Origin of the sequence: Oceanobacillus arenosus (assembly GCF_003369575.1) — a bacterium.
Classification (GTDB): Bacteria; Bacillota; Bacilli; order Bacillales; family Amphibacillaceae; genus Oceanobacillus; species Oceanobacillus arenosus.
In genome coordinates this window covers 176,438-202,237 of sequence record NZ_PIOC01000010.1, presented here as the reverse complement: position 1 = coordinate 202,237, position 25,800 = coordinate 176,438, and the positions used below count along the sequence as shown (strand labels likewise).

Annotated in this window: 21 protein-coding genes, 1 pseudogene and 3 riboswitches; of the genes and pseudogenes, 7 read left to right on the top strand and 15 right to left on the bottom strand. The window is 38.1% G+C overall.

The window, feature by feature from the left end:
* Positions 1–20 precede the first annotated feature (20 nt).
* The gene (locus CWR48_RS05685; RefSeq protein WP_115772216.1) at positions 21–599 is read right to left on the bottom strand and encodes a DUF2179 domain-containing protein; all 579 of its coding nucleotides are present in this window, start codon (positions 597–599) and stop codon (positions 21–23) included.
* 231 nt (positions 600–830) lie between these two features.
* Here CWR48_RS05685 and CWR48_RS05680 point away from each other — a divergent pair, with 231 nt between their 5' ends.
* Positions 831–1,265: an Hsp20/alpha crystallin family protein gene (locus CWR48_RS05680; protein ID WP_115772214.1), complete on the top strand. Its 435-nt coding sequence runs from the start codon at positions 831–833 to the stop codon at positions 1,263–1,265.
* Between the two features lie 50 nt (positions 1,266–1,315).
* Here CWR48_RS05680 and CWR48_RS05675 read toward each other — a convergent pair whose 3' ends face one another.
* On the bottom strand, positions 1,316–1,867 hold the full coding sequence (locus CWR48_RS05675) for an MOSC domain-containing protein (protein WP_115772212.1): 552 nt from the start codon (positions 1,865–1,867) through the stop codon (positions 1,316–1,318).
* Positions 1,868–1,947: 80 nt separating this feature from the next.
* Here CWR48_RS05675 and msrA point away from each other — a divergent pair, with 80 nt between their 5' ends.
* Entirely contained in the window at positions 1,948–2,475 is a 528-nt protein-coding gene (msrA, locus tag CWR48_RS05670; protein ID WP_115772210.1) for a peptide-methionine (S)-S-oxide reductase MsrA, read from the top strand.
* Between the two features lie 305 nt (positions 2,476–2,780).
* On the opposite strand, the gene CWR48_RS05665 is transcribed toward msrA, so the two are convergent.
* Positions 2,781–3,491, bottom strand: a complete 711-nt coding sequence (locus CWR48_RS05665; RefSeq protein ID WP_115772208.1) for a gamma-glutamyl-gamma-aminobutyrate hydrolase family protein — start codon at positions 3,489–3,491, stop codon at positions 2,781–2,783.
* A 184-nt stretch (positions 3,492–3,675) separates the two neighbouring features.
* Between CWR48_RS05665 and CWR48_RS05660 the strand changes: the two genes are divergently transcribed.
* Both CWR48_RS05660 and CWR48_RS05655 read left to right on the top strand, forming a co-directional pair.
* Positions 3,676–4,848 carry an MFS transporter gene (locus CWR48_RS05660; RefSeq protein ID WP_115772206.1) on the top strand — a complete coding sequence of 391 codons (1,173 nt, stop codon included), beginning with the start codon at positions 3,676–3,678 and terminating at the stop codon, positions 4,846–4,848.
* A 183-nt stretch (positions 4,849–5,031) separates the two neighbouring features.
* A riboswitch (purine riboswitch) is annotated at positions 5,032–5,133 on the top strand.
* A 120-nt stretch (positions 5,134–5,253) separates the two neighbouring features.
* The gene (locus CWR48_RS05655; protein ID WP_115772204.1) at positions 5,254–6,447 is read left to right on the top strand and encodes a NupC/NupG family nucleoside CNT transporter; all 1,194 of its coding nucleotides are present in this window, start codon (positions 5,254–5,256) and stop codon (positions 6,445–6,447) included.
* Positions 6,448–6,533: 86 nt separating this feature from the next.
* On the opposite strand, the gene CWR48_RS05650 is transcribed toward CWR48_RS05655, so the two are convergent.
* A complete protein-coding gene (locus CWR48_RS05650; protein ID WP_115772202.1) occupies positions 6,534–7,838 on the bottom strand; it encodes an NCS2 family permease in 1,305 nt (434 codons plus the stop codon).
* A gap of 115 nt (positions 7,839–7,953) precedes the next feature.
* Positions 7,954–8,054: riboswitch (purine riboswitch) on the bottom strand.
* Between CWR48_RS05650 and CWR48_RS20755 the strand changes: the two genes are divergently transcribed.
* Positions 8,015–8,299 (top strand): aldo/keto reductase, encoded by a 285-nt coding sequence (locus CWR48_RS20755; RefSeq protein WP_170140719.1) that lies wholly within the window; start codon positions 8,015–8,017, stop codon positions 8,297–8,299. It overlaps the preceding riboswitch by 40 nt.
* A gap of 141 nt (positions 8,300–8,440) precedes the next feature.
* Here the strand turns inward: CWR48_RS20755 and CWR48_RS05640 are convergent, their stop codons facing one another.
* Positions 8,441–9,379, bottom strand: coding sequence for an aldo/keto reductase (locus CWR48_RS05640; protein ID WP_115772200.1), 939 nt, complete (start codon positions 9,377–9,379; stop codon positions 8,441–8,443).
* A gap of 153 nt (positions 9,380–9,532) precedes the next feature.
* On the opposite strand from CWR48_RS05640, the gene CWR48_RS05635 reads away from it, so the two are divergent.
* Together CWR48_RS05635 and CWR48_RS05630 are read left to right on the top strand one after the other, a co-directional pair.
* Positions 9,533–10,288, top strand: coding sequence for an IclR family transcriptional regulator (locus tag CWR48_RS05635; RefSeq protein ID WP_115772198.1), 756 nt, complete (start codon positions 9,533–9,535; stop codon positions 10,286–10,288).
* Between the two features lie 26 nt (positions 10,289–10,314).
* Positions 10,315–11,463, top strand: coding sequence for an NADH-dependent flavin oxidoreductase (locus CWR48_RS05630; protein ID WP_115772196.1), 1,149 nt, complete (start codon positions 10,315–10,317; stop codon positions 11,461–11,463).
* A 214-nt stretch (positions 11,464–11,677) separates the two neighbouring features.
* On the opposite strand, the gene CWR48_RS05625 is transcribed toward CWR48_RS05630, so the two are convergent.
* From CWR48_RS05625 to CWR48_RS05580, 10 genes and pseudogenes are all read right to left on the bottom strand, one after another.
* Entirely contained in the window at positions 11,678–12,439 is a 762-nt protein-coding gene (locus tag CWR48_RS05625) for a hypothetical protein (RefSeq protein ID WP_147294868.1), read from the bottom strand.
* 534 nt (positions 12,440–12,973) lie between these two features.
* On the bottom strand, positions 12,974–14,509 hold the full coding sequence (guaA, locus tag CWR48_RS05620; RefSeq protein WP_115772192.1) for a glutamine-hydrolyzing GMP synthase: 1,536 nt from the start codon (positions 14,507–14,509) through the stop codon (positions 12,974–12,976).
* Between the two features lie 191 nt (positions 14,510–14,700).
* Positions 14,701–14,802, bottom strand: a riboswitch (purine riboswitch).
* Positions 14,803–14,833: 31 nt separating this feature from the next.
* Entirely contained in the window at positions 14,834–17,020 is a 2,187-nt protein-coding gene (locus CWR48_RS05615) for a DUF4129 domain-containing transglutaminase family protein (protein ID WP_115772190.1), read from the bottom strand.
* On the bottom strand, positions 17,017–18,282 hold the full coding sequence (locus tag CWR48_RS05610) for a DUF58 domain-containing protein (protein WP_115772188.1): 1,266 nt from the start codon (positions 18,280–18,282) through the stop codon (positions 17,017–17,019). The genes CWR48_RS05615 and CWR48_RS05610 overlap by 4 nt, the downstream gene beginning before the upstream one ends.
* A complete protein-coding gene (locus CWR48_RS05605; RefSeq protein ID WP_115772186.1) occupies positions 18,279–19,241 on the bottom strand; it encodes an AAA family ATPase in 963 nt (320 codons plus the stop codon). The genes CWR48_RS05610 and CWR48_RS05605 overlap by 4 nt, the downstream gene beginning before the upstream one ends.
* Positions 19,242–19,538: 297 nt before the next feature.
* A complete protein-coding gene (locus CWR48_RS05600; protein WP_115772184.1) occupies positions 19,539–21,044 on the bottom strand; it encodes an amidase in 1,506 nt (501 codons plus the stop codon).
* 238 nt (positions 21,045–21,282) lie between these two features.
* Positions 21,283–22,461, bottom strand: a complete 1,179-nt coding sequence (locus CWR48_RS05595; RefSeq protein ID WP_245976747.1) for a Ger(x)C family spore germination protein — start codon at positions 22,459–22,461, stop codon at positions 21,283–21,285.
* Between the two features lie 7 nt (positions 22,462–22,468).
* Positions 22,469–23,566: a GerAB/ArcD/ProY family transporter gene (locus CWR48_RS05590; RefSeq protein WP_115772180.1), complete on the bottom strand. Its 1,098-nt coding sequence runs from the start codon at positions 23,564–23,566 to the stop codon at positions 22,469–22,471.
* A gap of 2 nt (positions 23,567–23,568) precedes the next feature.
* A complete protein-coding gene (locus CWR48_RS05585) occupies positions 23,569–25,119 on the bottom strand; it encodes a spore germination protein (protein WP_115772178.1) in 1,551 nt (516 codons plus the stop codon).
* A 212-nt stretch (positions 25,120–25,331) separates the two neighbouring features.
* Positions 25,332–25,760: pseudogene (locus CWR48_RS05580) on the bottom strand (cell wall hydrolase).
* Positions 25,761–25,800: the final 40 nt, after the last annotated feature.

The window sequence follows — 25,800 nt, the reverse complement described above, 5'->3', positions numbered from 1 at the left end:
AAAAGAATAAATCTGGAGATCTATTCTTTCTTGGTAGTTTCTCTATTCTTTTTCTTCGACTGCATCAATTTTCCTTTTCTTACTTGTTTCACCCAGAAACCGCCATGAATCCGCTTCGGTTCATAGGAAATAATAAATGCTTTCGGATCGATTTCCTGAATCGTCTGATATAATCTCAACTCGTATTTCCGCGGTGTTAGAATTTCCATTGATAATCGGTCCCCATCCATACCGTAAGAAGACCAACTTGTAACACCGTATCCTTTTTCACGTATTCTTCTTGTGAATTCTAAATCTGGATTTGTAGAGACAACATTCACCGTAATGTAACCTAGTGCAAGCTTCTCTTCAATGAAGGAACCAATAATTAACCCCGTTCCATAACCTAAAGCATAGGCAATCAGATTCTGAATTTGATTTAAATTATCTAATACAAGACCCAAACCGACGATGTAAACGACCACTTCAAACATACTAACAAATGCCGCAATATATGTACGTCCTTTTAATGTCAATATCATCCGGACAGTCATTAACGATACATACACGACATTGACGGCAAATATGATGAATACCATTATAAACGCATTTTCAAGCAATCTGATTCCTCCTTAGCTGTATACTCTTAGGATACAGCAAATCCATGGAAGATGAAAATAAAAATGCAAAAATTGTTTGATTCGGGGCGGTGCTCCAGATTAAGAGATCTTTTTATCAAAGCTTAAATACGTATTATAAAAGCTATCATTACAGTTAAAATTTTTTCACCATATATTCTTTCTAGGCATAGCCTATAGAAGCGATAGTAATCATAATAATGGGGTGACAGTATGGATCCTTTTAAGCAAATGGGCGAGTGGAGAAAGAATTTGGATAACTTCTTCGGAGATAATTTTTGGAATGAATTTGATGGTATCATCAAACCGACAATTCCTCAAGTCAATATGTATCATACAGAAAATGAGATGATGTGTATTGTAAATGTACCTGGACTAAATGATTTGGATCAGCTGAATATTTACATTGATTATGCAACATTGGAGCTTCGTGGCACAATTGATCTTGAGCATGTCAGCGGTAATGTCTTTAAAGAGGAAATCCTCCAAGGGGTATTCGAACGAGAGATTTCACTGCCTTTCCCTGTGCGCGCAGATAAGATTAAAGCAACATATAAAAATGGACTCGTATTTATTCAGCTTCACAGGCTGATTTCTGAAACAAGTCGAAGAAATAAAGTAAATGTACGATTACTGGAAGATGCGTGAGTCATTGGTGAGTTCGCCTGCTTTGTTCCCTTGCAGCAGGCGGGCTCAAATTAAAATCCTCGCAATCTCTTTTTCAATGCTCGCTTCCAACGATTACTTAATAGACTGCAAGATACTAGATCATCTGCCGTGCGAAGATCGTCCTTAAAAACATGCATGACCTCATTACAAGCTGTAATCGACCACTCCGGATATGGTCGTTCAATTAATTCCATGTCTGTCCCAGCTTTCACGATGCCCTCTTTGAGCACACGATAATACCAGCCAGTTTTCAAGCCTATTTTTGATGGCAGATTTCCGATAGAACCTGGTTCGGAAACTTGAATGATTGCATCGCCAATTCGATAAGAATCACCAATAAAAACATGGTATTCATCCATTTCTAATACGGAAAAATTTTCCCCAATTTCGCCCGGCTCCATTACATTACCTTCTATTTCATCATTCCAATGCGTATAATGCTTGATTGGATAAGCCATCACAGCCCTATCCAAATCTGGACTTTCTTCCTTTGTAAGCCCAGACTTGCTAAGCCAAATTTCATTATTAATATCCTGTGTTACTTTATTGATAAATATTTTATGTACATATGGTTCATCCATTATGCCATGCCCCTAACTTCTATGGTATATTATCTTTATTCTACTAAATATATTACTAATTTGAAACGGGGGCGCTTCAATTGTCAAATATAAAAAAGGCTACGTTTGCTGGTGGGTGCTTCTGGTGTATGGTCAAGCCATTTGACCAATGGGACGGGGTCCACAGTGTAATTTCCGGATATACTGGAGGAAAATTAGAGAATCCTACATATGAAGAGGTCAAAAAAGGAAACACTGGCCATTATGAAGCAGTTGAAATTACTTTTGACCAGGCACTCATAAGCTATGAAACGATTCTGGATCTCTACTGGAAACAAATCGATCCAACAGATGCTGGCGGACAATTTCAAGACCGCGGCAACCAATATCGTGCTGCAATCTTCTATCAAGATGAAGAGCAACAGGAAATTGCGGCTGCTTCCAAGCAGGCACTTGGAGACAGTGGTAAATTCTCTAAACCAATTGTGACAGAAATTCTTCCTGCTGCTAAATTCTATCCTGCTGAGGATTATCATCAGGACTTTTATAAAAAAAGTGCAAAAGAATATGAGGAAGATCGCGCTAAATCTGGAAGAGACGAGTTTATTGCTGAGGCGTGGGAAAAATAATCAGTTATCGCTAAATCCTGCTTGATAATTTGAAGAAAAATTTCATATCGAGCTAGATTATATCTATTTCGAGCGGCATTCTCTTAATTCGAGCGAGCTCACTTCTAGTTCGAGCGACATTCTCTTAATTCGAGCGAGCTCACTTCTAGTTTGAGCGACCAGCTTCCTAGTTCGAGCGAGCTCACTTCTAGTTTGAGCGACATTCTCCTAATTCGAGCGAGCACACATCTAATTCGAGCGACCAGCTTCCTAGTTCGAGCGAGCTCTTATTTGGTGCCTAGCCTAGCACATCAAATAAGAGCCAATTATTTATCACATGCTGCAATAAAACCCCGATATATCTTCAACGATGTATCATCCGCTCCCGCTACCATTGCTTCCGGATGCCACTGTACGCCGAGCACAAATCGATGCACCTTGCTTTCCACTGCTTCAACTACACCATCACTTGCATATCCACTTATTTGAAAACCAATCCCTACAGTGCGATTTGCTTGGTGATGATAACTATTCACACGCAGTTTCTCCATCCCTGTAAGTTGATGTAATAACGAACCTTCGAGCACATCAACAAAATGCGAGCCATATCCCCGTGGTGCCTTTTGCGAATGCTGTAATAAATCACGGTCAATTTGCGCATAAATATCCTGATACATACCTCCACCAACAGCTATATTTAAGATTTGCGCCCCCCGACATACTCCAAGTATTGGTTTCTCTATTTCTAGCATTTTCTTCGCGAGCGCAATCTCAAATTGATCACGGACAGGAATAATTGCCCCAAGCTTTGGATGGGGCTCTTCGCCGAATAAAGTGGGATCAATATCATCCCCTCCTGTTGCATACAGTCCGTCGATTTGATTTGCAATTTGCTCCAGATCCGCGTCTGATGTAAGGTATGGCAGTATAACAGGAATCCCGCCTGCCTGTAATATTGCTTTTACATTATCATTCATCACCGAATACTTAACCTGACTTATCTCCATTGACGGAGTAACTCCAATTATCGGCCTCATCATCAAGCTCCTTTCTTCCTGTAATCTGTTAATATTCATAAAATTCCACACTTTAACTGTACCTTGTTTTAATCTGCAATTCCATTGTATGAATTATTTTATAATAATTACACATACAAAGCACAGAAATAATGGTATATTGTACTAATAATATGATGAGATGTATACGTTTGGAGAGAAAAATTTGTCTAGAAAAAGTTCATTAATTCCATTGAAAACATTATTTTTAAGTTACCATGCCTCCAATACCATTTTGATTAGCTTCTTGCCACTTTATTTACAATTTAAAGGATTAAACGGTACAGAAATTGGCTGGGTGCTCGCGGTTGAATCGTTCGCCTCTATCCTTGCACCACCATTTTGGGGCTATTTAAGCGACAAGTATAAAACCGTTAAGAAAATCTTATTCATTTGCGTGATTGGACTGCTGATTGGTAGTACATTCTTTTTCCAAATGAATACATTGCCAACCATTTTATTGATGGGTGCAATTTTTTACTTTTTCGCATCTCCTGTCGGTGGATTAACGGATAGCTTCGCACAACGGAGAGCAAATGAACTGAACGTATCTTTCGGCTCCATCAGAATGTGGGGATCTGTCGGATTTGCAATTTCCTCACTGATTGTCGGTGAAGTGCTTGCTAGATTCGGTATCCAATATATGATTTGGCCATATCTAATTTTTGGGACGATGGCGCTATGCATCCTTTTCCCATTAAAGGATGTAACGGTGGAATCCGAACCTATTAATTTCAAAGATGTTCGTAAGATTGTTACAAACAAGCCATTTCTCCTCTTTTTATCAGTGATTGTTTTCATCACGATTACGCATCGAATCAATGATTATTTCATGGCATTATACATTACCGAGCTTGGTGGAAGTGAAGAATTAGTAGGACAGGCCTGGTTTGTTGGAGTTATCGCGGAAGCCGCAGTCTTTGCACTTGCAAGATTTTGGTTTAAAAAATATCGGGCATTAATCTTTATTATTGTTGCATCGATAATTTACACGATCCGCTGGTTCCTTTATGCCTTTGCAGAGGACCCAATGCATGTCATCGCACTCCAATTCTTACATGGATTAACCTTTGCGATATTCTACACTGCTTCATTTGAATATGTAACTAGATTAATTCCAAAAACACTGCAGTCAACAGGACATCTTGTATTTTTCTCGGTCTACTTCGGACTTTCCGGTGTGATTGGTTCCTTAGTCGGCGGTGGGATTATGGATACTTTTGGCGGGAGCACATTATATTTTGCAATGGGCTGCCTTACAGCAATTGGCACGATATTGCTTATCCTCTACCATGTATTGCCATATGGAAAAGAAAATACTGTCCGGGAAATGGAATAAACGAAAGGGAACTTCTTCATCAGGAAGAGGTTCTTCTTTGTAATTAAAGCTTTAATCAGATAATTTATATTAAGCGTTAACATGTTCTATATTCGTTCAAAGTAAATGCAGATTGTAGAAATTAGTATTTTATTACCTTTTATTCATCTATTGTATATTCGGACAGCCTCTGTTAAAATTCACAGATCAACTTCATACAATCCTTTTATATCAATGGAAATATGGTCCATAAGTTTCTACCTGGCAGCCGTAAAATGCCGGACTATTAGTGAAGTCCGAACGTCATTCGTGAATCTTAGTGCATTCTCTTTTTTCTTTTTAGATGAAGAGGATGCACTTTTTTTATCATAAAATTGTTTGGACTGCTAATTATCAGGATATATGAAGCTACAATAGGAGGGTATCATGAATATTATATATGGTTTATTATCCCTAATTGGGTTACTTATTTTAGCTTGGCTTCTAAGTAAACATAAAAAGGCGATCAAATGGCGCACGATTATAGTTGGTGTGGTATTAGAAGGAATTTTCGTTTACTTTATGCTCAATGTGTCCTTAGGCCGTTTTCTTCTTACAAGCGCTGCCCAAGGTGTGCAAAACGTACTTGACTATAGCCAAGCAGGCATTGAATTCTTATTTGGTGGTTTTTTTGCGGAAGGAACGAATGTTGGATTTGTTTTTGCAATTCAGGTCTTATCCGTGATTATTTTTATTTCGGCATTAGTGTCAGCCTTGTATTATTTACGAATCATCCCTTTCGTTGTACGCATACTCGGTTGGCTTGTTGGTAAAGTATTCGGTACCACTCGTGTTGAATCTTTTAATACAGTTGCGAATACGATGTTAGGCGTGGTGGAATCCCCATTACTCATTAAGCCTTATCTATCAAAACTTACACGTTCGGAACTATTTACCGTTATGGTTGGGGGTACAGCTTCAGCAAGTGGTGCGATTCTATTGTCTTATGCACAAATGGGGATTGATATTAAGTATTTACTTATCTCTGTATTCTCTGTCCCTTTTGTCGCTATTGTAATGTCTAAAATTATGGAACCTGAAACGGAAGAATCTATGACGAATGAAAATATCGAAATGGAGGATGCAGGACATACAAATATTTTTGAAGCCATTTCGGAAGGTGCTGTAAGCGGGGTGAAGCTTGCTGCTAATATTGGCGGTTTGCTTATTGCGTTTATCAGTTTATTGGCTCTCTTAGACGGTATACTTGGCATCTTCGGTACGAATCTTGCTACTATATTTGGCTATGTTTTCTTTCCTTTTGCTTTACTTGTTGGGATTCCAATTGAAGATGCTTTCCGTGCTGCATCCATTATCGGAACAAAACTTGCAGCTAATGAACTGATTGCATTCCAAGAGGTACTTAATATCCAAAAGGAACTAAACCCGCAAACTGTTGCCATTTTAACTGTTGCATTATGTAATTTCACGAACCTTTCTTCTATTGGGCAGTTAATAGTAGGTCTTGGTTCCTTAGCACCATCAAAGAAAAGGTTAATTGCCTCTATGAGCTTTAAAGCCATTATTGCTGGTACGATGGCAAGCTTTATTACAGCTATTTTTGTAAGTATGTTTGTCTAATTATATATTAGATTGCCGACAAGATTATCGTTGGCTATTGTGAAAAAAGGCCCGGAACACAAAACGTGCTCCTGACCTTTTCATTACTAACTCAAGAAAATAAAGTACAAAATAAAGATAACTGCTAAAGCGTACATAATTGGATGTACTTCTTTTCCTTTCCCTTTTACAAGCATCGTAATCGGATAGAAGATAAAGCCAATCGCAATACCCGTCGCAATACTGTACGTAAGTGGCATCATTAAAACGATAAAGAATGCTGGTACAGCCACTTCAAACTGATCCCAATCAATATTCTTCAATTGTGAGGCCATCATGACACCTACAATGATTAATGCTGGTGCAGTCACTGCAGAAGTGATAATACTTAATAATGGCGAGAAGAACAATGCCAGTAGAAAACATATTGCGGCAACTACTGCAGTAAATCCTGATTTCCCGCCGACACCTACACCTGCTGTTGATTCTACATAAGAAGTTGTACTTGAAGTACCAAGTATCGCTCCAACTACAGTACCTGATGAATCAGAAACGAGCGCACGGCCTGCACGCGGTAATTTATCATCCTTCATAATACCAGCCTGTGATGCAACAGCAACAAGCGTCCCTGCAGTATCAAAGAAGTCAACGAACATAAATGTTAAAACAACAACTAACATATCGACTGTGAAGATATTCCCTAAATTTAAAAATGCTTGACCGAATGTCGGCTCGATGCTTGGCACTTGACCAACAATTCCACTAATACCTTGTGGAAGTGGAATAATGCCAAATACCATCCCGACAATTGCTGTAATAATCATTCCATAAAAAATACCTGCTTTATTGCCAAATGTTAAAATGATAACGGAAATTACTAATCCAAATATTGCTAATAGAACATGTGGTGACGTTAGATTACCGATACCAACTAATGTCGCATCATTATTAACAACAATTCCAGCACTTTGCAGGCCTACAAAAGCGATGAAGAATCCAATTCCTGCACCAACTGCAAGTTTTAAACCACTAGGGATTGCATCAATAATTTTCTCACGGATTTTTGTTAATGTAAGTAAAACAAGAATAATACCTGAAACTAATACCCCTGATAATGCTGTTTCCCAAGGAATCCCTAAACCGATAACAACTGTGTAAGTGAAGAATGCATTAAGCCCCATACCTGGTGCAAGCACAACCGGATATTTCGCAACTAGTCCCATAATCAATGTACCGATAGCTGCTGCAAGTGCTGTTGCAGTGAATACTGCCCCCTTATCCATTCCAGCTTCTCCAAGTGTTGCTGGGTTAACGAATAAAATGTATGCCATTGCTAAGAATGTAGTAATCCCGGCGATTGTTTCTGTTTTAAAATTTGTTCCTAGTTCATCAAACTGAAAATACTTCTTCATTACGTTTCCTCCTATTATGGAATGCAAAAAGCACTCTATGAATCTCCCAAGAGTGCTACATAACTACGATTTCAGAAAATGTAATGAGATGATTCGTGTATAACAATACAACCAATCATACAAACATCCGCTGCGTAGTCAGATCGTTTACGGTGATCTGGTAGAAACTCTGGGCCATATTCCCGAAATTATACGCCTTTTATTTAAATTACATTATTATATTACTAGCCGTTATTGGTATTGTCAACAAAATACGAACAAAAAAATGTAAAATTTATTTAACGTTCGCTTTATTAAGGAAGATTTCCAACGCAGAGATTGCACTAGCTTGGCCGCTTCACAAGCAAACAGTAACAGCACCTATTATTGGAGCAACAAAATTTAGTTACGTTGAAACTACTGTAAAGGCAGTTGATGTAGTGCTGACAAATGAAGAAATTGATTATCTAGAAGCTCCTTAAGTGCCGCTTAAGATTGTTCGCTTCGAATAAAGGTTAAATGAATCAGTTATTCCATCCGTAAAGAAAAGAAAAATTAAAACGGGTTGTCCTTCCAAAATCATTTCACTGATTGGCAGGACAACCCTTTTACATCCCATTGTATTATTTATTTAAAATATCATTGATTACACTTAATTCTTCTTGAGATAAACGAATTTCACTTGCTTGAACATTTTCACGTATGCGCTCTTTACGTTTTCCACCTGGGATTACTGCATCCACACCTTCTTGAGCAAGTAACCATGTTAATGCTAAATTAGGTAAAGTCGTTTCCTTACTTACCGCAAACTCTTTTAATTTATCTACCTTATCAATCGTTTGGATAAATTGTTCTTCTTGGAATAATGGAATGGACTGACGCCAATCCCCAGCATCAAGTTTAGATTCCTTTGTGAATCCTCCACCGAGTAATCCAAACGCCAACGGGCCATATGGAATAAAGGAGATATTATTTTCTACCGCATACGGTAATAATTCCTTTTCAGCTGACCGATCTAACATATTATAAGGAGATTGCAGAACAGAAATATCACCATGAGCATTCGCTTCTTTTAACTGCTCGATGGACACATTCGAAATTCCAATCGAACGAATTTTTCCTTCTTCTTTTAAACGAACTAATTCTCCAATTGATTCAGCAAATGGTGTTACATTATCTGGAAAGTGTAAATAATACAAGTCTACATAGTCTAATTGTAACCTTTGTAAGCTCTTATCAACGGCTTCTCTTAAGTATTCCGGGCGATTATCTGCTTTGACATCATTTAAATTTGTAAAGTTTTGCGCACCCTTCGTTGCAATCACAAAATCATCACGTTTAAATTCTTTTAATACCTCTCCAACTAACTCCTCGGAACGACCAAGACCATAAATGTCCGCTGTATCAATAAATGTTACCCCAAGATTTAATGCTTCTCTAACAAAGTCCTTACCGTCCTGCTCATTTAAATTTTCGAATAAATTATGACCGCCAACTGCATTTGTACCTAAACCAATCGCAGATATTTCGATATTGGATTTTTTTAATTTTGTATATTTCATGTTTCTTCCTCCTCAACATTGATTAGCATAAGCATAATTTTTCGACGTGAAAAATCCAAATTTTCGCCTCGAAGTTTCAAATAATGAAACTCCATCAAATTTTTTTGTATTAAGTTTTAAATCAACTATACTAACAGTAGATGAGGTGGTCATATGACACAAAATCAAGTCGCTACGTTAAGAAAAGGACTTCTCGTATTGGAATTCATAAAACAAAGCCCGGGAATCACTCTGGCAGGAGTGATGAAAGAGTTTCAATTAAGTAAATCTACAGCATTTCGATTATTAACGACATTAGAAGATATGGATTATATTTATAAAATTCAAACGCAATATTTTTTTAATCCCAAGAATTTTATGGAGTTATCTGAGAGACGTTCTATTAGGGACTGGGCATCCTTACATTCTATTTATCAAGCAGCGCAAAATCTGCAAATGAGCACTTACCTAGGCAAAGTCGATGGTACGGATCTTGTCATGACCCAAGTATTACATGCTCCATTCCAGCATACTGCAGGCGAAGAAGTCGGAAACCGAACCAAACTGCATCAAACTGCTTTAGGAAAAGTAATTTTGGCTCAATTTGATGAAAGAAGGCTTGAGTCCTTACTGGATAAAATGTCATTAGAGCCCGCAACAAAAAACACGTTCCAGGATCCACAGCTATTTCGTTATCATTTAAAAACGATACAAGAGGATGGCTATGCTTTTGATGATGAGGAAATAACCATTGGCATCCGTTGTATCGCCGTACCAGTCTTTCGTAATAAGGAAGTAATTGCAGCATTGGCGATAGGAGCACCAGCAGATCAAGTTTCACGTGGCAATATTAAAGAGATTGTCACAAAGCTGAATGCAGGAAGCAATGCCATTACGGAGGAAATAGCGAAGTTAGACGATGAAAATTAAATTAAAACCAACGGAGGAATAACAACATGAAGAGCAAATATCAGTCTTTATTTCAAGATTTTACATTTAAAAGTGGTGTCCATGTAAGAAACCGTCTCATGATGGCGCCGATGACAACTTTTTCCGCAGATGATAATGATTATGTTTCACAGGAAGAGCTTCAGTATTACGGTGAACGCTCGAATGGTGTTGGCACAATCATCACCGCTTGTGCCTATGTTTCAAAAAATGGCAAAGGTTTTGATGGACAGATGGGCATCGATCATGATGATACTACCCAGGGTCTTTCTAAATTAGCTGACGTTATCCATGAAGGTGGAGCTAAAGGTGTTGTTCAACTGTACCATGGCGGTCGTTTAGCTGTCCCAAGACTTACTCCAAATGGGGAAACCGTTAGTGCAAGTGCCGTCGCTCCCCTCGGTGATCGAGGATTTTACAGTATTCAGCAAACACCAAGAGCATTAACAACGGAAGAAATATATGAAGTGATTACGGATTTTGGCCAAGCAACACGTCGAGCGATTGAAGCAGGATTTGATGGAGTTGAACTGCACGGTGCAACAGGTTATTTACTGCAGCAATTTGTTTCGCCTCACTCGAACTTAAGAACAGATGAGTTTCAGGACCGAAATTTATTTGCACTAAAAATAATTGAAGAAGTGAAAGATGTCATACATGAACATGCAACAAAACCATTCCTAATCGGATATCGTTTTTCACCTGAAGAGCCAGAAACACCCGGAATAACAATGAAGGAAACTTTTGCATTAATTGACGAGCTTATCCAAGCAGACCTTGATTATCTTCATATCGCTACGACAAACGCATGGGCCAAAGCACGAAGGGGCATCGTTAGTGAAAAATCACGTACCGAATTAATTACCGAATATGTTAACGGACGCCTCCCTGTCATTGGTGTTGGCAGCATTCAAACACCAGATGATGCAGCACTTGTGTTAGAAAAAGGGAAAACAGACTTTGCTGCAATTGGACGTGCAATCGTCGTTGATCCATATTGGGTAGAAAAGGTAAAAAATAATGAGGAAGAAACGATCAATCGACATTTAACAGAAAGCGATCAGCAAAAAGCAGTCATCCCGACGCCGTTATGGAAATTAATTTTAGAGGTTGAAGGTTGGTTCCCTGTGGTGAAAACGGAGGAAAAAGTGTTTTGATTTAGTTTGGATATTAGAAGTACTTTTATTGCTTGTAGAGAAGGATGTTATATTCTCTACAAGCTTTTCATATTTCAGTAAATTGAATTAACATTGGTGAAGATACAAATTAACTAGGGAGTGTAAACTAAACTGCGAAGTAAGAGCCGTACGCTCTCTTACTTACACACTTTTTTTGACAAACCAATTTTTATTTTACTCTACCAATGTGTTATTAAATATCTTCTTTCCTAATTTTAAAACCTACATATTTATGAGTTTCCATCCCTATAGTAGATGCATACATAACATTTGAAATCCCCTCTATAAGCTCTGGAATATTATCTATTCTTATTACCTCTATAGAGGTCAAGAGAAGATTAACAAAAATTAAATAATCTATTTTTTCTTTGTATGTATATATCCAATTTGGCAAATGCTTGTCAACGCTTATTCGATATGTCTCAAAAATTTCTGCTGGCTCATTTTCTCTAGAAACCGCTGTTTCGATATTAATATCTATATATTGAATTAGGAAAATACCATGTTTAGATGTGGAAATATTTTTATCGTAACTTTCTATATGCTTTCCCCAATTCTTTTTTATTGAATTTACAATATTAAAATGTGTATGTTCTTCAAATTTTCGACCATACGAATGACTTAACAGTATTTCTTCTTCAATACTATCAAGATTACTTAAAAAATTAGTTTCACTATTTTTTTTAAAAACAATAGATTCTTTTTTCTGCTTTGCACCTTTTTTGTTCTCTAATGAGGAGGTAACTGCAAAATGTTCTATAAAGCCATCATTAAAAACAAAATCGGGAAATTTATTACTATTGGAATTAGGCTTAGCTTCATTTAACCATCTTTTCAATTCAACGTACTGTTTAATGGATAGTCCAAAACAATCTTTCTCATTCATATCATTCTTTACAAAATCCAAGCATCTTTGCCCGATATTATCCTGATATTCTTGATTTTTACTCATCATACAGACCCTCTCTAATTAGATTATGGCTTATTAAAGAAGTTTCTCGTAATCATTAATTTTCATATTTTTAATATAAGTATATCATTTAATAATACAAGTATGATTATTTACTTTATGTATTGCTATTATTTAAGTAATAACATTTTAATTGCAATTTAATTTCAAGAAAAATACACCTTCCATATGGAAAGTGTATTGAATGCATAATTGTAATCCTAACTCATCATTCTCAAGCATTCCCATCTTACTTTTAATAACTTTAGTACTGTGGATTGCTAACTCCTGAGGCTTATAAAATTGATTGGATATTAAAAATACGCTAAACAACAAAAAACCTTTCCCATAATGTGAGAAAGGTTTTTGTAAACTTTAATATAATATTAACGTTTTGAGAATTGAGAAGCTTAACGAGCTTTATTAATATTTGGTGGTGTGTTTGGTAGGGACCTAAATTGTATTGCATGGTTTCAAGGTAATTTAGATTGAAAGGAATGCCGTTAAATCAGCATTCCCCCTCATAATCGCCTATATATCTTACTCCCACTCAATAGTAGCAGGCGGCTTAGACGTAATATCATACACAACCCGATTAATATGATCTACCTCATTCACGAGTCTTGTAGATACCTTTTCAAGTACATCCCAAGGAATACGTGCCCAATCAGAAGTCATTCCGTCAATGGATGTTACAGCACGAATACCGATTGTGTAATCATACGTCCTTGTATCACCCATTACACCTACACTGCGGATATTAGGTAGGACTGTGAAGTATTGCCAAATATCACGGTCGAGTCCTGCTAACGCAATTTCTTCACGCAAAATTGCATCTGATTCACGAACGATTTCTAACTTTTCATCTGTTACTTCTCCAAGAACACGGATTGCAAGACCAGGTCCTGGGAAAGGTTGACGCCAAACAATGTGATCTGGAATTCCAAGCTGGCTTCCAAGCTCACGCACTTCATCTTTAAATAATGTATTTAGTGGCTCAATCAGCTCGAACTGCATGTCTTCTGGTAATCCACCAACATTATGATGGGATTTAATTGTTTGTGCTGTTTCCGTACCACTTTCAATGACGTCCGTATACAATGTTCCTTGTGCAAGGAAATCAATGCCCTTCAACTTCGCTGCTTCATCATCAAACACATAGATGAATTCATTACCAATAATTTTCCGTTTCTTTTCTGGATCATCTACACCATTAAGCTTCGATAGGAAACGATCTTTTGCATCCACTTTGATAATATTCATATGGAAATCATCTGCGAATACTTTCATTACATCGTCTGCTTCATTTTTGCGAAGCAGGCCATGATCAACGAAAATACATGTCAGCTGGTCGCCGATTGCTTTATGTATTAATGCTGCAACAACTGATGAATCAACACCACCACTTAACGCACATAATACATTACGGTCGCCAACTTTATCTTGAATTGCTGCAATTTCTGTTTCAATAAAGCTTTGGATTGTCCAGTCACCTGTAGCTTGGCACACATCGAACACAAAATGATTCAATACATCATTTCCGTATTCTGAATGACGAACCTCTGGATGAAATTGTACTGCATAGAGGTTTTTCTCTGGATTACTCATTGCTGCAATTGGTGTTGAACTGCTTGTCGCGTCAATTTGGAATGCAGGTGGCGCTGCTGTAACTTTATCGCCATGACTCATCCACACCGTTTGCTTTGTAGGTGTATCTTTGAAAAGAATCGGATTATGTGCTAGACCAATTAGTGCCTTTCCATATTCACGATTCTTAGATTTTTCAACGGTGCCATCGAAATGCTGTGCCATTAATTGCATCCCGTAACAGATTCCAAGAACTGGAATGCCTAGGTCAAAGATATCTTTATCCGGGCGGAAACTATTTTCATCATACACACTATGTGGCCCACCAGAAAGGATAATTCCTTTTGGATTGATTGCTTTAATCTCATCCGCTGTTAGCTTATGTGAGTGCAATTCGCTATACACGCCAAACTCCCTGATACGACGTGTAATTAGTTGATTGTATTGACTTCCAAAATCCAATACGAGAATCATTTCATTGTTTTCCATGATTATGCTCCTTCTATTGTTGCGAAATTTAGTAGCTTCCTAATTTAGCGTCTAAACCCTCATAACAGGATTCTTTAATTTTATGTTAAGAATCCTTAATTCTACCAAAAAAGCCTAGACTTCAGCTTCTCACATCTATACAAAATTTTCATATAGCTATAAAAAGACAGAAATCCAGGTTCCTTAAAAATAACTAGATATTCTGCCTTCATAGTCAGAGCATTTACGGTGCTCCGGTAGAAACTTTTGGACCATATTTCCAAGGATATACGAGGCATATAATGTTTTAAGATGCTTTTATTCTACTAAGCAAGATCTATCTGGTCAACCCATTATCCGTTTAATTAAATTTTTCCATAATTTCGTTAGCTTTTGAAACTCCACATCATTGATTTCATTCTTATACAACATCCGCTCATAATTGCTCGTTATTTGTCCCATTTCATCTGTGCTATAAAGCGCGTCGACCCTCTTTGCAAATTCACGCAATGTTTGGTCAGGCTCTATTTCATAGCCGCGTCCACTTAAAATTTTAATTAAGAAGTGATACGCCTCCTGGAATGTCCTGGCATCCTGTTTATTTGTAAATTTCAGCGAAATAAGATGCATTTGCAAACGGAATCTTGTTTTGTAAATGATAAATAGGACAACAACGAATACAACCAATCCAATCGCTACATACCACCAGTTTATTGTAAATAACCAAGTCCCTGTGTTGCTGTCAGCTGCATTCTCCTTTTCAGGTGCGACTGGCTCCTCCATTTGCTCTTCCGGCTTCTCGCTTTCTGGTTTCGGAGTAATGGCATCATTCTCCACCGCTTCACGATTTCCCTCGGTGTCCGTATGGAAATCAGTTGCATTGGCGAATCCTTGTGTCGGCTCAAATGGAACCCAGCCAACCTCTGGGAAATATACTTCTACCCAAGAATGGGCATTTGCATTCGTTATTTCATAAAGATTGTAGCCATCTGCCCCACGCTCAACAATTTCTCCACTCGCAAAGCCCTTTACCCATCTTGCCGGAATATCCAATGTCCGCAACAAAACAACCATAGAAGTAGAATAGTTATCACAATACCCTACCTTTGAATCAAATAGAAATTGATCCACATAATCTTGGTCTTGACTAGGAACTGGTACATCTGTCGTTTGATAGACAAAATCATTGCTGCTAAAGTAGTTTTCAACCGCCTTTACTTTATCATAGCGATTATCATGCGTGGCTGTAATTTCCTCGGCTAACGCGACAATCCTTTCTGGCAATTCCGGCGGTAGCTGGGTAAACTGATTGATAATTTCTGTCGGGTAAGGTTCGCTGCTTTCCTGCAGCACATTAATTGAAAAGGATGGCTGATCAAATGTCATGTCAAATTGAAGTGATAACGCATCCTCATTATGCGGAGTTAATTGTATCGCACCAGAATGCAGATCCAACGCATAGTCCGCTTGACTCTGTACATGATTAATTCCATATGGATAAATGAGCTTGCCAATCTCCATATTATTTAAGATGATTGTTCCTTTCATTCTTTCTGATTCTACCTTACGATTGAACGTTTCAAACGTAATATTTCCATTTGGCTGTGGTTCATAGCTGGGTTGCGTTGAAAGCTCCCACCCCTTGCCGGTATATACATCCTTCGATTCAATCCGCCAATACTGTTTGTCTTTCACAGTAGCAAAGAATACATTCGTATAATCCTGAACAAATGAACCGCCAAGTCTTGAATCATCCTCACCATAGCCAACCTTCTGAATCACTGATCTATTTCCCCCGCCAGCATTCTCTGCAGCACTCTGAATAAATGGAACAGGATCAGGCCATTGCGGTTCTAATTTAGGAGCTGCAACCCCAATAATCGTTGAAAAAATTGCGACCGCAATGATTGGAAGCAGCAAAATTGGGCTCCGCTTCAACCACTGAAATCGAAACGATTCCATGTCGATTTCTTTCATGAAATTTGCAATACCTAATGCAAGTAAGGAGATAATAAACGTTCTTACAATCGACATTGTCCCATCATATAGTGTGAATGTATCCAAGACTGCTACATAGATAATGGTTAACAATACAAACAGAAAGATTCGTTTCATTTGTACAAACCAATAATATAGGAGATAACTCATCAACCAAATTAATAATAAAAATAAGAAACTCCGAAATACCGGCGTTAATGCGTACCATTCTTGAGAAAAGAGGGCCTCGAAATTAAATGTGAATTCCATTACTAGTTGCTCATACCACAGACTGCTCAAGATCGGCTCATCAAAATATAAGCCATTCAGAATGAACACCATCGCAAGTCCTTTTAATAGAAAGGACAGCCACCACTTAAGCTGAAAGATTGAGATGAAAAAGCAAAACAAAGAATAAATAATGAACACGGTTAAACTTTCGGTATCAGTCACATCCTTAATCGGATATAACCATTCCAAAAACAATAAAAGACCGAGAAAGTACAAAATAGAGGCGTAGACGGTTGGTGATTGAAATGGTTTGGATTTACTCATCTTAAGCTCACCTCAATTGGATTCTGCACTAATTGTTGTTCCGTCAAAACTTGGATACCAACATTTGAATACGCAAACTGCTTGATGATCTGCTGTTCTTTTTCCGAAATCAGTGCTGCAGACTGTATAAAAATAACAGCGACTTGATTGATGCGCTGGCTCATTTGCTGTACCGTTTGTTTGAAGAAGTCATCTAAATGTGTGGTAATTAAAATAACAAACTCCCCATTGCTTATCTCCTTAACTTTTTCCTTTAGCATTAACGAAAAGGGTCGTTCACCTGTTGGTTCAAGCCTTGTTAAATGCCGTTTGATTACATCACTTGTCGTTGTATCATAGATTGGAAATCGCATCATATCTTGACCGATTGATACCAACCCAATCTGTGTTGCTTGTTTGCGAATCGTCTCCATTAATGAGAGGGTTAATTCAATCGTCGCCTCAAATGCTAAGGCGTTCATCCCTTGATAATTGCAATGATCGAGGATGACAAGCATATTTGTATTTTTTTCCTGTTCAAATTCCTTTGTCATGACCGCATTCTTCCTAGCAGTCTGCTTCCAATCAATCCAGGAAAATCGATCACCTGGTGCATATTCGCGAACTCCTGTTGCAACATTCGTGTTCTTTAAATTATGAGCTGAAGAAGCAATGGAACCATGCTCAAAGCTGCTTACCCTTTCATTGATGCGAAGTGGCCGTTCATTCGGATATGCAGTAAATTGGTCAACAATTGGAAAAACATTTTCTTTTTTCACAAACCCGAACACGTCACCAGTCTGCAACCCAATACCTGTTAATCGATGCTCCCCACGCGGAACTTGCGGGAGCTTATATGACAATTCAATCTTCCGCTTAAATAAAGGAAACATTACCTTTTTCATTTTGCGATAACCATAAAATTGCTTCGGCTTGTCCATCGAATGATATTTATTAAGACGGGTATCCATTCTATTTAAAGTCGTTGGAAGTTTCTCCTCCACAATGCAATAAAATAATGGAAAAGGGACGGATCGCTCTAGTTCGATTGTAACCTCTACCCCATCTCCCGCATGGATAACAGAATGATTAAGGCGTCGGGTTACTTTCCAATTTTTTATCGGGTAAAACAATAAGCTGAAATGATAAAGCAAGATTGGAAGAAAACCATAAAAAAGAAACCAACTAACAAACCCACCTTGAAACATTGCATAGGCAAATAAAGCAATGAAAGCAACAATAACAAAAAGAAAATTACGGATGAATTTTAGCAATGCCTTCATTCAAGAAATTCCTTTCGAATCGGGATATGTGTTGTTTTTACAATGGAAGCAATAATTTCTTCACTTGTTTTCCCTTCGTATTTCGCCTCTGATGTTAAAATAACTCGGTGTGCCATAACAAAAGGTGCTAGGAATTTCACATCATCTGGTAAAACATAATCTCTCCCATGGATATATGCATAGGCCTTCGCTGCCTTCATCAATGCCATCGAGCCACGCGGACTGACTCCTAAATAGATAGACAAATTTTCCCTTGTTCTCGTTACAAGATTAATAATATATTGTTGGACATTCCGGTCAATATAGACATCTTTTACTTCCTCTTGAATCGTGATTAATTCTTCCCTGCTTAAAACGGAATGGATTGCTTCGATTGGATGATTTCTTGATGTACGCTCTAGCATTTCTAGTTCATCCTGATAGGAAGGGTAGCCCATTTTCAGTTTCAAAATAAAACGATCTAATTGGGCCTCTGGGAGTGGATATGTCCCCTCATATTCAATTGGGTTCTGGGTTGCCATTACAAAGAAAGGTTCTTTTAATGGAATCGTTTGGCCATCTACTGTGACACTGTTCTCTTCCATTGCTTCGAGCAGTGAGGATTGTGTCTTCGGTGAGGTTCGATTGATTTCATCCGCGAGAATAATATTCCCTAAAATTGGACCCGCGCGAAATTCAAATTCCATTTCTTTCGGATTGTAAATAGAAACACCTGTAATATCGGATGGCAATAAATCTGGGGTGAATTGAATTCTCTTAAAATCACAATCTAATGATTTCGCAATTGTTCGAACAAGCATTGTCTTACCAACTCCAGGAACATCTTCTAACAATACATGTCCACCAGCGAGCAGCGCCACTAAACTAAGCGTTGCAGCCCCCTCTTTTCCAATGATCACTTTATTTATATTTAATAAAACTCTTTCAATCTTTTCATTATATGTCTGCGTCTCTTGCATCTTTTTATTGCCCCTCTCTCCACCCTCTAAACGGCATTTTCTATCTCTTCTACTATAACTATACAAGAAAAGATTGAGAAGTAAAAGCGGAATTATTCGTATTTACAGTATTTACAGATGAATAGTTTTATATACTTGGTTTGTTTGGGGTTGACTGAGCGGGTAGTGTGCTTTGTGGAGCAGTTAGAGCCTTAAATGGAGTCGCTCGAATTTGCTATGTCCCCGCTCGATATACGAATTCCAACTACAAAAGAGGAGCGCTCTTCGCCGAGCGCTCCTCACCACACAAACCACCAATCAATAGATACCATTGAAATAAGGATTTCCTTTCATACCTACCCACAATTCAGACTGTTCCAGTTGCGCTGAGAGCTGTATTAAACGATGTTCTTCCCCCTTTTGTGTCATAACTTGTACACCTAGTGGCAGACCATTATCCGCTAAATGAACGGGTAATGATATTGCAGGTTGGCCGGTCAGATTGGCAAGCTGTGTAAACGGTGTATAGGTTAGACTTGGCAGGAACATATCATATATCATCTTTTGTTGTTCGGCTTTACTTACTTTGCCGACACGTACAATAAGCTCGGACTGTTCTTCACCAGATAAAGATAACTGCCCAACCTTTGGCGCTGTATCTGCAGTTGCAGGCATAATATAAAAATCATACATCCGATGGAAATTAGCCATTCGTTCTGCAGCTACATCCCATGAAGCTAGGCTCTCTGAATATTCAGCTGCTGAGACCGACTTTCCAGCCTCACTTAAGATCCACGATTCGATTTCCACATCAGCCGCAGTGATATTTCGTCCGAGTGCTTTTTCTAAGCCACGGATTGTTGAATGCATTTCACCACTGTTCATTAAATAATAGTCTTTCATCAATTGGAGACCATCAACAGGATTGTCCTTTTCTTCTACAATATGTCCCTCTCGTTCAAGCCACTTTACGGTTTTCATAACTGCTTCTTTAGCATTCTCTGAAACAGGTGTCCCTACAGGTGACTTCGTTGTGAAGGCAATACGTAATGGTTTAGCGAAATCCTCTTTCATTTGTTCCACATAGCTTCCAGGGAAGAGTGGCGTTTGGTATGCCGCTTCAGGCTGGACAACTTGGAGGTGGTCTAACATTGCTGCACTATCACGAACACTCCTGCTTAAAACAAAATTAATCGAGGCACCTTGCCATGATCGGCCATACCCTGGACCAACGGGTGTCCTTCCCCTTGTTGGTTTTAATCCAAATAATCCGGTAAATGATGCTGGAATTCGAATCGATCCACCACCATCACTCGCACCTGCAAGCGGTACAACACCTGCTGCAATTGCTGCAGCAGATCCTCCACTAGAGCCACCAGGAGAGTATTCCAGATTCCACGGATTTCTTGTTGGTCCATAAAGTTCTGGCTCCGTAATATTTTTCAATCCGAATTCGGGTGCATTCGTATGCCCCAAAAAAAGGAACTCTAAATCACGAAGTCTTTTAACGAAATATGAATCATGCTTCGAAATAGAAGATGTTAAAAGCTTTGAACCGGATGTGAGTGGTTCCCCTTCTACGCTTTGCGAAATATTTTTCAATAAAATTGGAACACCTGCAAATGGAGCATTTTCTAATGCAAGATTCTCCGCCTCTTTTAATACTTTATCCTTTCTCGAGCTTGTCAATATATTCAATGTCGGATTCACTTTCTCCAATTGCTCAAAAGCCATTTCTACCAGTTCTTTCGGCGTCACTTGCTTCTTCTTAACCAATTCTGCCATTTCTGTTGCATCTAAAGTTAGATATGTATGTTGATCCAAAACTACACCCCATTTTAAGATAGTAATCTTAGTGTAGCATTCAACTATGGTAAAAGTAATTTAATTGCGTTAACGTATCATCTATTCTGCTCCTCAGATTCTTCTTTCTTCCAAGGTGGATCCCCGTGTTTATGTAGCGTTTGATTTATTTTATAGACCGAATACGGGATAATAAAGGCCAATACTGTGCAGACTATCCCCAGCATATTAGGTATTCTATCGACAATGTTCTGCCACATCATTCATCACGTTTTCCCTTCTGTTTAATCCGATTCGAAGCGCCCGTAGAAATAATATTCGCCTCCACTTTAACATCCACTGTACTTTTTGAAAAATAATTCTCTCCACGATCCCAATTATCCACTATCGTTTTCCATAAGTCATAATGATCTCTTCTGATTGTATCACCAAATTTAAGCACGTCTAATTTATACTCTTTTTGCACTTTTTCGATCGTCCGCTCCACCATTTTCTTTATATCCTTTTCTAAAGCTGCTTCTATTTCAACAAGCGATTTCTCTGTTAATAAATTTGCTTGCCCATAGTGTTCCTCTATACTACCTTCAAAATTAACCTTTAAAGAGAAAGCAAGGTTTTCCTTATCCTTGTTTGTTAATTTAATCTTGGTTTTTGCATTTGTGGTTTCCACATTTATCGAATTCCCATCAAAATTTGCTTCAATACTTCCTCCCTTTGTAGGGGAGGTAATATATAGTAATCCCTTCGTCTCTTCCGCATTAAGTATTCCCACCATTTGATTATTAGAGCCCTGTACAACAACTACATCATCATAAACAATTTTATTATTTTCTAGCTTGACTCGCGGTACAAAATAGCTCCGCTCATAGATAAAAATATTTTGAAGTCGATCGATCTTCTTAGGTTCTAGGAGCCCAGCATTTTTACCATTATTTGCAAGTTTATCAAGAAACATGGAAGGCGTTTTTTCAACTTCTGGTACGTATTCCAATATTTTATTTGCCTTATCTTTTGTAACAAATACCTTTACCCCTCTCCGTAATTCATGATTTCTGACAAATACATCCATCACGTCTGTGAATAATCCTGGTTGGCTCAAAACTGCTTCAGAGACTAGGATCACTTTTAAATGTTGGTAATAAGGAATTAAATTTGTTAACTGCCTCATTTTACGTGAAGCAGCAAAAAGACTTTCATCGTCTACACTTATATTCATGAAACCCTTTTGCGCGTTGCCGGCATTCGATGGTGTTGTTGCCGCGGCAGGATTAATTAATTGGTTTGTCATCACTAATTTGTACTTTCCATTTCCTTTTTTCTCTTCTAAATCGATTGCTGTGCCGACCACGAATCCTCTATTCTCTATTTCAACCTTCCCCCAGCAACCTGTTAGAAATACAAGTCCAATCAAGAGGATAAGAAGTAGCTTTTTATTCATAGGCAACTTATTTCACCCCTTTAATCTTCGAAAATATCATAAGTAATATCACCACACAGAAGAGTAGAATTAATGAGAAATAAGCCATATACGTTCCAAATGTTGAGAGCTCGACATAATCTTTCGGAAGTAAACCAATGAAATATACTAGTGGTGCTAAACAAAAAATGATGGTTAACTTTGGTATCTTCTTCATTACAGACTGAAGCGCCAGAACTGCGCCATCAAGTGCTATTAAAGCAGTAGTAAAGATTGCCATCACCCAAATCGTAAAAAAGACCGATTCAAACCGCTCAAAAAAACCACCCGGTATTTCCAGCTCCTTTGCTAAATCAATGGTAGGATAAATTAAATTCGTTGTCGCTCCATTTCCCATAACACCGATACAAACGAAAAATAGTAATATATATAATACAACAACAATCGACATACCCCTTGCAGCCATTTTTGGTGCTTTCTTCGGCTGTTTTGCAAATGCCATATAAAATAGAAGAAAGCCGATATTACCATAATAAATAATACCCGTTTTCATCCCCTCCGCGTAGCCCCCTATGCTTGTTTGAAATACAGGAAGTAAATTTTCCAGGCTAATCCAGCCTATCGATAGAATGATGATAAGAAGTGAGATGAATATAATGAATGGAAAAAACAGCATATTCAAGCGAAAAATTCCCGCTCTTGAGCCCGAGACAGCATAAATGACCACCAATAAAAAGCTAAGTGACAGCACTTCAGCAGGAGTATTGTTTAACAAATAAACTTTGGAAATATCAGCTATTTCCCTAACCTCTATAGCTGCAATGATAATTCCTTGAATAACAAAGAGAAGGGTAAAGACAATCGCAATCGGCTTTGTCACTAGTTTCGATGCGTAAGTAAGAAAGGTTTGATTAGGAAAACTAGTGGCTAATTTAACGACTAACCATGTTACAAAAATCATAATAATTCCACCTACAAGCAACGGAATCCATCCATCTGATGATATCGTTACACCAGCCAACTTTGCTGGTAAGGAAAGGATTCCAACTGCCACAACGATTGAAGGGACTAAAATTACGATATCCTTTTCAGAGATTTGTAAATCTTTATCTTCCATCGGGGTCATATTTACTTTTGCTCCTCTTCATTTGACTTCGCCTTAGAATCCTCTATTTTCATATATTTAGGCTGTTTCTCTAACATTGTAATCGGCACCCGAATAATAGTATCTTTCCAATCGCTAAAATATGTTGGGGCAAAAGGTGCAGAATATGGGACTCCAAAGCTTTTCAAATTAGCGATGTGGATATTAAGCATAATATAAGCCAGGATAATTCCATACAGGCCCAATATCGCAGCAGCAATCATGAAGGTTAAACGAAGCATTCGAAAGCCAATGCCAGCACTATAACTTGGATTTGTAAATGAGGAAATGGCTGTAAGTCCAACAACAATGACCATAACTGGACTGACGATACTCGCGCTAACCGCCGCTTCGCCGATCACTAACCCACCTACAATTCCAATTGTCTGACCTAAATTCTTCGGTAAACGGGCTCCCGCCTCCTGTAATATTTCCATCGTGATAATCATTAACAGCGCCTCTACAAATGATGGAAATGGCACCCCTTCCCTCGTTAATGCAATAGAAAATGCTAACTCCGTCGGTATCATGCCTTGGTGATAAGAAACCAAGGCAATATAAATAGCAGGTAGAAACAACGCAATAAATGTTCCTAAGTAGCGTAGTATTCGGATTAGCGTACCAACCAACCAGCGTTCATAATAATCTTCTAATGATTTTAATGTTTCACTATATGTAATCGGTGCAATCAAGGCAAACGGGGTCCCATCTACTAGAATCGCCACTTTTCCCTGTAACAATGAGCTTGATACCCTATCTGGTCTTTCCGTATTAATCATTTGTGGAAATGGTGACAAGAAGCTATCTTCAATCCATTGCTCTAAAAACCCTGATTCCGACACAATGTCCAGATTGATTGACTTCAATCTTCGGTTTACTTCCTTTAATAATGTCGGATTGATAATTCCTTCCAAATAACTTACAACAATCGTTCGCTTCGACTTTTTCCCTACTTCATAGGACTTAAATCGCAAATTTGGATTCTTAATATCTCGACGTAATAATGCAATATTTGTGTGGACACTTTCAACAAATCCTTCTCTTGGGCCTCGGATTAATGCCTCTGATTGGGGTTCTTCAATCGAGCGTCTTTCCCCACCAGTAGTACCCAAGATCAACACGGTATCCATGTCATCTAAATAGAACAACGTACTTCCTGATAATAAGGAGTTAATCACATCATCGAACTTGGTTCCTTTTTTAATATCTGTGATTGCAATTATTTGTTGAAATACTTCATTGATCCGATTGGTATCAATCTCATTTATATTAGATTGGATAACTTTTAATATATTGTTATTCACAAGATCTTGGTCAACCAATCCACTTAGATAGACAATTGCACATTTAGTATCCGTCTCACCTAAGGTTGTTTCGCGAATAATTAAATCGCCCGGTTCACCTAATAGCGTTCGAATATTCTTTAAGTTATCAGCTAAATTGGTTCCTAATTCAATCGTAGTTTTTATTTGATTTTCTTGCTTGCTCTTGCTTGTTTTCATCTTACGTCGATTAAAAAAGGAAGTCCGTGCCATTTTTCTCTCACCTCAGTTTTGGGGCCATTAGGGTACAGCTTTAATTGCAGGTATGGTTTAAACCTTTTCTAATCCGCTAATGTAATCCTTCTCCACTTCTTTTTCCCAATTTTGGTCATTTTTATACGAAAAAACCGCTCCATCTCGAATCATGATAGAGCGGTCTTTTTACTTTATTTAAAATTGATTGCTAATGTTATTTATCTAATGAACTAATATGTCATATAAATATCTTCACACTCTTCCGCTGTTGGTTCATAAAAGCAATGAAGCTTAAAACGTCCGACTAATGGCTGATTATACCAGGTTGGTGGGCAATCGCCTTCAGGTCTAAAATACCATAGCGTATATTTCGATGGCCAGAGCCGCTCTCCATCAACAATTCTGCGAGCTAAACGTTTTTCACTCTCCCTTGCTCGTTAATAGAAATAACCATGTGTTACAGCTTCAAATGCATGTGGTTGATAAACCATTTGTTCAATCGTTCGAACATCCTTGAAATCGGAACAATTTACACGCACTCGATTAATCCCCACATTGCCAACCATCAACATTGCCTGTTCCCCTTCGCCCTCGGCCTCAGCGCGAAGTAACCTTGCTAATAAATCGATATCTGCATCTCTTGCCTTTACAACTGCCATGGTCTTCACTCCCATCGGAAATAATGAATAATCAATTGAA